This is a genomic window from Pseudomonas sp. 05N433 (assembly GCF_056396925.1).
The window spans coordinates 1-8909 of the sequence record NZ_JBFTML010000099.1 but is presented as its reverse complement, the minus strand read 5'-3'; the positions used below and the strand labels follow the sequence as shown (position 1 = coordinate 8909).

Annotated in this window: 8 protein-coding genes; 4 read left to right on the top strand and 4 right to left on the bottom strand. The window is 59.4% G+C overall.

Going from position 1 to position 8909, the window contains the following annotated elements; all coding sequences use genetic code 11:
- The first annotated feature begins 84 nt into the window (after window positions 1-84).
- The gene (gene trhP, locus AC1DIS_RS29385) at window positions 85-1410 is read left to right on the top strand and encodes a prephenate-dependent tRNA uridine(34) hydroxylase TrhP (RefSeq protein WP_477743732.1); all 1326 of its coding nucleotides are present in this window, start codon (window positions 85-87) and stop codon (window positions 1408-1410) included.
- Between the two features lie 110 nt (window positions 1411-1520).
- Here trhP and AC1DIS_RS29380 read toward each other — a convergent pair whose 3' ends face one another.
- Window positions 1521-2237 (bottom strand): FadR/GntR family transcriptional regulator, encoded by a 717-nt coding sequence (locus AC1DIS_RS29380; protein WP_477743733.1) that lies wholly within the window; start codon window positions 2235-2237, stop codon window positions 1521-1523.
- 283 nt (window positions 2238-2520) lie between these two features.
- Between AC1DIS_RS29380 and AC1DIS_RS29375 the strand changes: the two genes are divergently transcribed.
- Window positions 2521-3867: an MFS transporter gene (locus AC1DIS_RS29375; RefSeq protein WP_477743734.1), complete on the top strand. Its 1347-nt coding sequence runs from the start codon at window positions 2521-2523 to the stop codon at window positions 3865-3867.
- 23 nt (window positions 3868-3890) lie between these two features.
- Window positions 3891-5234, top strand: coding sequence for a glucarate dehydratase (gene gudD / locus AC1DIS_RS29370; RefSeq protein WP_064618924.1), 1344 nt, complete (start codon window positions 3891-3893; stop codon window positions 5232-5234).
- A 40-nt stretch (window positions 5235-5274) separates the two neighbouring features.
- Here the strand turns inward: gudD and AC1DIS_RS29365 are convergent, their stop codons facing one another.
- Entirely contained in the window at window positions 5275-6153 is an 879-nt protein-coding gene (locus AC1DIS_RS29365; protein ID WP_477743735.1) for a LysR family transcriptional regulator, read from the bottom strand.
- A 160-nt stretch (window positions 6154-6313) separates the two neighbouring features.
- Between AC1DIS_RS29365 and ampC the strand changes: the two genes are divergently transcribed.
- On the top strand, window positions 6314-7468 hold the full coding sequence (ampC, locus tag AC1DIS_RS29360) for a class C beta-lactamase (protein WP_477743736.1): 1155 nt from the start codon (window positions 6314-6316) through the stop codon (window positions 7466-7468).
- A 274-nt stretch (window positions 7469-7742) separates the two neighbouring features.
- On the opposite strand, the gene AC1DIS_RS29355 is transcribed toward ampC, so the two are convergent.
- Together AC1DIS_RS29355 and AC1DIS_RS29350 are read right to left on the bottom strand one after the other, a co-directional pair.
- Window positions 7743-8009 carry a hypothetical protein gene (locus AC1DIS_RS29355; RefSeq protein ID WP_007941174.1) on the bottom strand — a complete coding sequence of 89 codons (267 nt, stop codon included), beginning with the start codon at window positions 8007-8009 and terminating at the stop codon, window positions 7743-7745.
- A 16-nt stretch (window positions 8010-8025) separates the two neighbouring features.
- Window positions 8026-8403, bottom strand: coding sequence for a DUF6124 family protein (locus AC1DIS_RS29350; protein WP_018930331.1), 378 nt, complete (start codon window positions 8401-8403; stop codon window positions 8026-8028).
- Window positions 8404-8909: the final 506 nt, after the last annotated feature.

Here is an 8909-nt window from a genome sequence, read left to right as displayed (position 1 = left end):
AGCATAGATCCAGATCAATAAACCCCGCGTGCAGGCCGCTTACCCTTGCCGGCTTTTGCGATCGACACTGCCATGACTTGCGCCATGCCACTCATCCCCCCGGAACTGCTCGCCCCTGCCGGCACCCTGAAAAACATGCGTTATGCCTTCGCCTACGGTGCCGATGCGGTATACGCCGGCCAACCGCGCTACAGCCTGCGAGTGCGCAATAACGAATTCGATCACGCCAACCTCGCGCTCGGCATCGCCGAGGCCCAGGCTCAGGGCAAGCGTTTTTATGTGGTGGTCAATATCGCCCCGCACAACGCCAAGCTGAAAACGTTCCTCAAGGATCTGGAACCGGTGATCGGCATGGCGCCGGACGCGCTGATCATGTCCGATCCCGGCCTGATCATGCTGGTGCGCCGGCACTTCCCGCAGATGCCGATCCACCTGTCGGTGCAAGCCAACACGGTGAACTGGGCCAGCGTCGAGTTCTGGCAGCAACAGGGCTTGAGCCGGATCATCCTGTCCCGTGAACTGTCGCTGGAAGAAATCGCCGAAATCCGCCAGCACGTCCCGGCGATGGAGCTGGAAGTGTTTGTGCACGGCGCATTGTGCATGGCCTATTCGGGGCGCTGCCTGTTGTCGGGCTACATGAACAAGCGTGACGCCAATCAGGGCAGCTGCACCAATGCCTGTCGCTGGAAATACTCGGCGACACCGGCCAGCGAAAATCAGCTCGGCGAAATCGTCCAGCACTACTCTCCCGAACCGACCCTGGGCCTCGGCACGCCGACCGATCAGGTGTTCCTGTTGCAAGAGGCCAATCGCCCCGGCGAACTGATGCCGGCGTTCGAGGATGAACACGGCACCTACATCATGAACGCCAAGGACCTGCGCGCCGTCCAGCACGTCGAGCGCCTGACGCAGATGGGTGTGCACTCACTGAAAATCGAAGGCCGGACCAAATCGCATTTCTATTGCGCGCGCACCACCCAGGTTTACCGCCGCGCGATTGATGATGCGGTGGCTGGCCGAGTGTTCGATCGCAGCTTGATGACTGATCTGGAGTCCCTCGCTCAGCGCGGCTACACCGAAGGTTTTCTACGCCGGCACGTGCATGACGAATACCAGAACTACCAGAACGGCAGCTCGGTTTCAGAGCGCCAACAGTTCGTTGGGGAGTTGACCGGCGAACGCCGCGACCGGCTGGCCGAGGTACGGGTGAAGAATCGTTTTGGCCTGGGCGATCACATGGAACTGATGACGCCCAAGGGCAACTTCCACTTCGACCTGCATCAACTGCAGAACCTCAGGGGCGAGGCGATTGAAGTGGCGCCTGGGGATGGGCACACGGTGTATTTGCCGATTCCGAATGCGGTGGATTTGCGTTATGGATTGCTGATGCGCGATATAGCGCCCCTGTAGGAGCGAGGCTTGCCCGCGAAGAACGATGACGCGTAATACCTGAAAAAACGCGGTGTATTCTTCGCGGACAAGTCGGATCGCCGCACTGCTCGCTCCTACGCACTGACGAATCAGCTGCCGCCCGCCGAAAAGCGGTCGCGGCTGTTGGTCAGGTGCAACCACATGGCTGCCCGCGCCGCATCCGGATCCTGGCGCTTGATGGCGTTGAGAATCGCCTCGTGTTCAAGGTTGGCGAGTTGCCCCAGCTTGCTCAAATCCGCTGACCCGCGCTCGGTGGCATTGACGCGGGTGCGGGGAATCATCGCATTGCCCAAGTGCTGCATGATCTCTGTGAAGCATACATTGCCGGTGGCTTCGGCGATCAGCAGGTGGAAACGTTTGTCGGCCTCGACGCAGCTGTCGTTGTTGGCCAGCAAACTTTGATAGTCATCCAGCGCTTCACGCATCTGCGCCAATTGCTGATCGGTACGACGCACCGCTGCCAGCGCGGCGGCCTGGGTTTCCAGGCCCATGCGCAACTCCAGAATGCTGCGCACCCCCAGCGCGGTATCGACATTCAGCCGCAACCCCTGCTCCGGCGCACGCTCGATGACAAAGGTGCCGATGCCGTGACGGGTTTCCACCAGCCCTGAAGCCTGCAATTTCGAAATCGCCTCGCGCACCACCGTACGGCTGACCCCATGCTCCTGAACAATCGAATTCTCCGAAGGCAGCTTGTCCCCCGGCAGCATCTGGCCGAGCAAAATGCTCTGGGTCAGCTTGGCCACCAGATCATGAGCCAGGTTGTGAGCGCGCTTGCGGGCGGGTGCGTCGATGTCTTCTTGCATGGTGATTATCCGTAAAACAGGGCTATCCGGATCGTAGCACCGGAATCGATTGGAATCCCCAGAAAACAGCCTCAAGCTTGTATGACAACACTCAACAAATTGACCACTCGAACACCATCACAACCCCACACCCGCCCCAAAAAAGCATAGAAATCATCCGACAAATAGCCATTTTATTGGACTACAGTGCTTGTCGAATCGAAAAATTCAGTTGTATGATGTCTATCAACATCGCAATACCCAGCCACACCCCGCATAAAAATAACGAGTGGGAGAAAAACAAGTGAATACATCCATATCCGGGATGAACGATGGCGCCGATTCGGTCCTGAAGTCCGCCATCTCAAAAGTGAAACGCCACGTCCTGCCGCTGTTCGTGATCATGTTCATCGTCAACTACATCGACCGCGTGAACATCGGCTTCGTCCGCGCCCACATGGAACATGACTTGGGGATTGGCGCTGCCGCCTACGGCCTCGGGGCCGGTCTGTTCTTCATCGGGTACGCGCTGTTCGAAGTGCCCTCCAACATCCTCCTGCAAAAAGTCGGCGCGCGAATCTGGCTGACCCGCATCATGCTGACTTGGGGCCTGGTGGCCGCCTGCATGGCGTTCATCCAGAACGAAACCCACTTCTACATCCTGCGTTTTCTGCTCGGCGTGGCTGAAGCCGGGTTCTTTCCCGGGGTGATCTATTACTTCACCCGCTGGTTGCCCGGTGTGGAACGCGGCAAGGCGATTGCGATCTTCCTCAGCGGCTCGGCGATTGCTTCGCTGATCTCCGGCCCGCTGTCGGGGCTGCTGCTGCAAATCAACGGTTGGGGCATGCACGGCTGGCAGTGGATGTACTTCATCGAGGGCATGTTCTCGGTCGGGTTGTGCGTGTTCGTCTGGTGCTGGCTGGACTCCAAACCCCACGACGCCAAATGGCTGACCCTGGCTGAACAGGACGCGCTGGTCAAAGCCATCGATGACGAACAACTGGCCCGCGAAGCCGCGACGCCGATCAAACCGTCGCTGGGCACACTGCTCAAGGACCGCCAGATCATCCTGTTCTGCCTGATCTACTTCTTCATTCAATTGACCATCTATGCCGCGACCTTCTGGCTACCGAGCATCATCAAGAAAATGGGCGACCTGAGCGACATCCAGGTCGGCTTGTTCAACTCGATTCCGTGGTTGCTGTCGATCGTCGGCATGTACGCCTTTGCCTCGCTGTCGGGCAAATGGAAGCACCAGCAAGCCTGGGTCGCCACTGCCCTGCTGATCGCTGCGGCGGGGATGTTCATGTCCACCACCGGCGGGCCGATCTTCGCCTTCGTTGCGATCTGCTTCGCCGCATTGGGTTTCAAATCGGCTTCGTCGCTGTTCTGGCCGATTCCCCAGGCGTACCTGGATGCACGGATCGCTGCCGGCGTGATCGCGCTGATCAACTCGGTGGGCAACCTCGGCGGCTTCGTGGCGCCGACCACCTTCGGTTTGCTGGAAGAGCACACCGGTTCAATCCAGGGCGGGCTCTACGGCCTGGCCGCTACCTCGATCATCGCCGCGATCATCGTTTTCGCCGCGCGCAATAAACCGAAACTCGCACCGGCCGTTGCACTGGGCAAACCAGCGCCGAATCACGCTTGAATATTGGTTGAAAGGACAAAAAAATGAACCCACAAGAAGCCGCAAAAGCCCCGATCATCACCAGCATGCAGGTTGTGCCGGTGGCCGGCCACGATGGCATGCTGCTCAACCTGAGCGGCGCCCATGGCCCGTTCTTCACCCGCAATATCGTGATCCTCAAGGACAACGCCGGTCACACCGGCGTCGGCGAAGTACCCGGTGGCGAGCGCATTCGCCAGACCCTGGAAGACGCGCGCGCACTGGTGGTCGGCAGCCCGATCGGCACCTACCAGAAGATCCTCAATCAAGTGCGCCAGACCTTCGCCGATCGCGATGCCGGCGGTCGCGGTTTACAAACGTTCGACCTGCGCATCACCATTCACGCGGTCACCGGCCTGGAAGCGGCCCTGCTCGACTTGCTTGGCCAGCACCTGGACGTGCCGGTCGCCGCTTTGCTCGGCGAAGGCCAGCAGCGTGATGAAGTGAAGATGCTCGGCTACCTGTTTTACGTCGGTGATCGCAACGAAACCGATCTGGCTTATCGCGATGAACCGGATGCCGACAATGACTGGTTCCGCGTACGTCACGAAAAAGCCATGAGCGCCGACGCCGTGGTGCGCCTGGCGGTCGCCGCTCACGCCCGCTATGGCTTCAAGGACTTCAAACTCAAGGGCGGCGTGTTGAGCGGCGACGAGGAAATCGAAGCGGTCACGGCCCTCGCCGAGCGCTTTCCCGATGCGCGCATTACCCTCGATCCGAATGGCGCCTGGTCGCTCAAGGAAGCGATCCGCCTGTGCCGTGATCAGCATCATGTTCTGGCTTATGCCGAAGACCCGTGCGGGGCGGAAAACGGTTACTCGGGCCGCGAAGTCATGGCTGAATTTCGTCGTGCCACGGGCCTGAAAACCGCGACCAACATGATCGCCACCGACTGGCGGGAAATGGGCCACGCGATCCAGCTACAGTCGGTGGACATTCCTTTGGCCGACCCGCACTTCTGGACCATGCAGGGCTCGGTGCGGGTGGCGCAGATGTGTCACGAGTGGGGCCTGACCTGGGGCTCGCATTCCAACAACCACTTCGATATTTCCCTGGCCATGTTCACCCACGTCGCGGCCGCCGCGCCGGGCGAGATCACAGCCATCGACACCCACTGGATCTGGCAGGACGGCCAGCGCCTGACCCAGTTACCGCTGCAAATCGTCGACGGCTGCGTGCAAGTACCGAAAAAACCTGGCCTGGGGGTTGAGCTGGACATGGATCAACTGGCCAAGGCCCATGAGCTGTACCAAGGCATGGGGCTCGGCGCGCGGGATGACAGCGTGGCGATGCAGTTTCTGATTCCGGGATGGAAGTTCGATAACAAGCGGCCGTGCCTGGTGCGCTAAACCTCTGGAAACACCGCTCCCACAAGGAGTGGTGTTCACACTATTGCATCTGGGCCGTTTGCAGCAGCCAGCCCCGGAACGCAGCCATCGCCGACGTTTCGGGACGCGACTGCAAGCGGGTCAGCCAGTAGCTGCCGGTGGTGATCCCGATGGCGAACGGTTGCTCGATTGCGCCCGCCGCCAGTTGCCGGGCAAACATCAGCGGTGGCGCCAATGCCACACCTGCACCTTGCAACGCAGCCTCCATCATCGCCAGCGAGGAATCGAAGACGATGCTCCGGGGCAGCACGGCATGGGCCGAAAGACCGGTCGCCTGAAACCACTCCGGCCACTCATCCGTGCGATAGGAGCGCAACAGCGTTTGCTGCAACAGATCCTCTGGCGCCTGCAATTGCCGGGCGATCTCCGGCACACAGAGCACCGACAGTGGTGCCTCGATCAACCGCACCGCTTCAATCCCATGCCACGCCCCCGCGCCAAAGCGGATGGCGTAATCCAGGCCTTCAGCGGCCACATCCACCCGGTTGTTATTGGTCGACAGGCGCAAATCTATGTACGGATGTTTCTTCTGAAAATCCGCCAATCGCGGCAACAGCCAACCGACCGCGAACGTCCCCACGGCGCCCACCGTCAACACTTCACGAAAATGCCCACCCTCGAAACGCTCCAGGGTTTCGGCAATCCGGTCGAAGGATTCGCGCAATACCGGCAGCAGGGTTTCACCTTCGCTGGTCAGCATCAGGCCGCGGGGCAGGCGTTTGAACAAAGTCACGTTAAGCTGGGCTTCAAGACTTTTGACCTGATGGCTCACCGCCGCCTGCGTGACGCACAACTCCACGGCCGCCCGGGTGAAACTCAAATGGCGCGCCGAAGCCTCGAAAGCACGCAACGCATTCAGCGGCAAATGAGGTCGAATCATGCCAGCCCCCAAAATTTTCTAATGGCTCATCCGAAATATCGTCGTTTGCCGGTCTTCGCCAAACTGCCTAGATTTGGCTCGCCCAACAGCGGACCGCCTTGAAAGACCGCTCGGAGTGTAGCGGTTAACACCACGAACAATCATGGACAGCGTCTCAATCATGCGTAAAAAAAATCAGAAGAAACTCATATCCTACAGTGCTTTCGCACTTTTCCTCGGTGCCAGCCACAGCTTTGCTGACGAGCGCATCGAAACCATCGTTAAAGCCGCCGTCGAACCGGTGATGCAGCAACAGAAGATCCCTGGCCTCGCGGTCGCAATCACCGTCCATGGTCAGCCGCATTACTTTAACTACGGCGTGGCCTCGAAAGAAAACGGTAAAGCCGTCACCGAAAACACCCTGTTCGAGATCGGTTCGGTGAGCAAAACCTTCACCGCCACCCTCGCCGCCTATGCCCAGGCGAGCGGCAAACTGTCCTTGTCGGACAACGCCAGCCAGGTACTCCCGGCCTTGCACGGCAGCGCGTTCGATAACATCAGCGTGCTGCAACTCGGCACCTACACCGCCGGCGGCCTGCCCCTGCAATTCCCTGGCGAGGCAGACCGTCAGGACAAGATGCTCGGCTATTTCAAGCAGTGGAAACCGACCTACGCCGCCGGCACTCATCGCCAGTATTCAAACCCCAGCCTCGGGCTGTTCGGTTATCTGGCAGCCCAGAGCATGGGGGCGCCGTTCGATGAGCTGATGGAGAAAACCTTGCTGCCGAAACTCGGCCTCAAGCACAGCTACCTCAAGGTGCCGCAGGATCAGATGGCGCTTTACGCCCAGGGTTACAGCAAGGATGACAAGCCTGTGCGGGTCGAGCCGGGTGCGCTGGATTCCGAAGCGTACGGCGTGAAAACCAGCGCCGCGGACCTGCTTCGCTATGTTGAGGCGAACATGAATCCCGCGTCGCTGGAAAAGCCTTTGCAGCAAGCCATCGCCAGCACTCACACCGGGTATTACCGGGTTGGCGAGATGACTCAAGGGTTGGGATGGGAGCTCTACAACTACCCGGTGACGCTCGACACCCTACTGGCCGGCAACTCGTCGCAGATGGCATTTGAGGCCCATGAAGTCCGGTGGCTGACCCCGCCACAACCTCAACGCGACACCGTGCTGATCAACAAAACCGGCTCAACCGGCGGCTTTGGCGCCTACGTCGCTTTTATCCCGGCGAAGGACATCGGCATCGTGATCCTGGCCAACAAAAACTACCCGAACCCGGAGCGGATCAAAATCGCCTACCAGATTCTGAGTGCGCTGACCAAATAGCCGAGGGCGACGCCCCGTAGCAGCTGCCGAGCCTGGAAATAATTGGCCGGATTGGCACAGAACCTGTGGCGAGGGAGCTTGCTCCCGCTGGGCTGCGCAGCGGCCCCAAACCAGTCACCGCGGTACATCAGATAGGCCTAGGGTGCAGGGTTTACGACTGCTACGCAGCCGAACGGGAGCAAGCTCCCTCGCCACAATGGATCACCAAGTTTCAGATTTCCGTTGGTAAACAAAATGGGCGACCTGTTGAGGTCGCCCATTTTCGTTACTGCATTTAAATCTGTGCCTGCAATCGTCGCCCGATCACATCCATCAAATCACAGCCGTCGCGCAGCGGAATCGCCAGCACCCGCGCGAAGTCCTGCAACAGCAATGCATCGCGGCTGATCCCCTCGCCGATGGAGAGGGTTTCCAGTAGTTGAGTCACGCTTCTGATGCGGTAGGCCGCCGTGTCATGCAACACATCCACAGGTGCTTCGGTATCAATCAGCAACGACGGGATTTTGCAGTCGATGCCCGTTATCGGCATGTATCGAGCCATAACTGAACCTCCCTGATCAATGTTGAGTGCCTGGCTGAACTGCAGTTGCGCCTTCGGGCGGATCGATAGTGTCCAGTGCGCGGTTCACCAACAATTCGGCGACTACCGCCAACTGCTGAATCGTCAGCGCCACGTTGCGGTTGGAGCTTTCCAGCTTGCAGGCCAGATCGGTGATCAGGACATTCAGGGACGCGAGGGTTTCGCAGGCGTGGCTTAGCAGGGTTTCTGTGTGGACACCGGGGACGATGGTGAAGATGTGGCTGATCGGGTCGGCGCGCCTGGGGTTACGTAAGCGAGCGCTGATGGCGGGTTCGGTCACTTCGGAAAGTTCGACGGGATCTAGGGAATCATCATCGGCTTGGGTTTCGGGAGGGTTAGGCGTTTGTTTCTTCATATGGGAAGTACTCTGTTGAGTTTCAGGGGGAGCTACCCATCTCACTTCCACATGAGGGTGGCAGCTGTACGCAGGTGTGGAAGACCAGGGAAACTCACCAAAACCCGGCGCACCCGAAGGTGCTCCCGCGCACAGCCGCCATAACGCGGCAATGTTGACATAAAAAATGTCGCCATGCGCTTTACAAGCGTTGGTAAGTATCTCTGACCACGGACTTCCACATCCGACCACTGATTTTGCAGCGGCAGAAGAAGGTTATCCGGGCAGTCGACGGGGCGATAGTTCATGGAATGCGCTACGTCTTGCAGGAAATGTCCGACGCAAACGAAGGCGCAGACTTAACGTCCTAGGACGCCCCAATTCCGTAGCAGCTGCCGAGCCTGGAAATCATTGGCCGGATTGGCACAGAACCTGTGGCGAGGGAGCTTGCTCCCGCTGGGCTGCGCAGCGGCCCCAAACCAGTCACCGCGGTACATCAGATAGGCCTAGGGTGCAGGGTTTACGAC

Coding starts and splice junctions, on each gene's coding strand:
- ampC (WP_477743736.1), top strand. CDS start 6,314: ATGCGTAAAAAAAATCAGAAGAAACTCATATCCTACAGTGCTTTCGCA.
- AC1DIS_RS29355 (WP_007941174.1), bottom strand. CDS start 8,009: ATGGCTCGATACATGCCGATAACGGGCATCGACTGCAAAATCCCGTCG.
- AC1DIS_RS29365 (WP_477743735.1), bottom strand. CDS start 6,153: ATGATTCGACCTCATTTGCCGCTGAATGCGTTGCGTGCTTTCGAGGCT.
- trhP (WP_477743732.1), top strand. CDS start 85: ATGCCACTCATCCCCCCGGAACTGCTCGCCCCTGCCGGCACCCTGAAA.
- AC1DIS_RS29380 (WP_477743733.1), bottom strand. CDS start 2,237: ATGCAAGAAGACATCGACGCACCCGCCCGCAAGCGCGCTCACAACCTG.
- AC1DIS_RS29350 (WP_018930331.1), bottom strand. CDS start 8,403: ATGAAGAAACAAACGCCTAACCCTCCCGAAACCCAAGCCGATGATGAT.
- gudD (WP_064618924.1), top strand. CDS start 3,891: ATGAACCCACAAGAAGCCGCAAAAGCCCCGATCATCACCAGCATGCAG.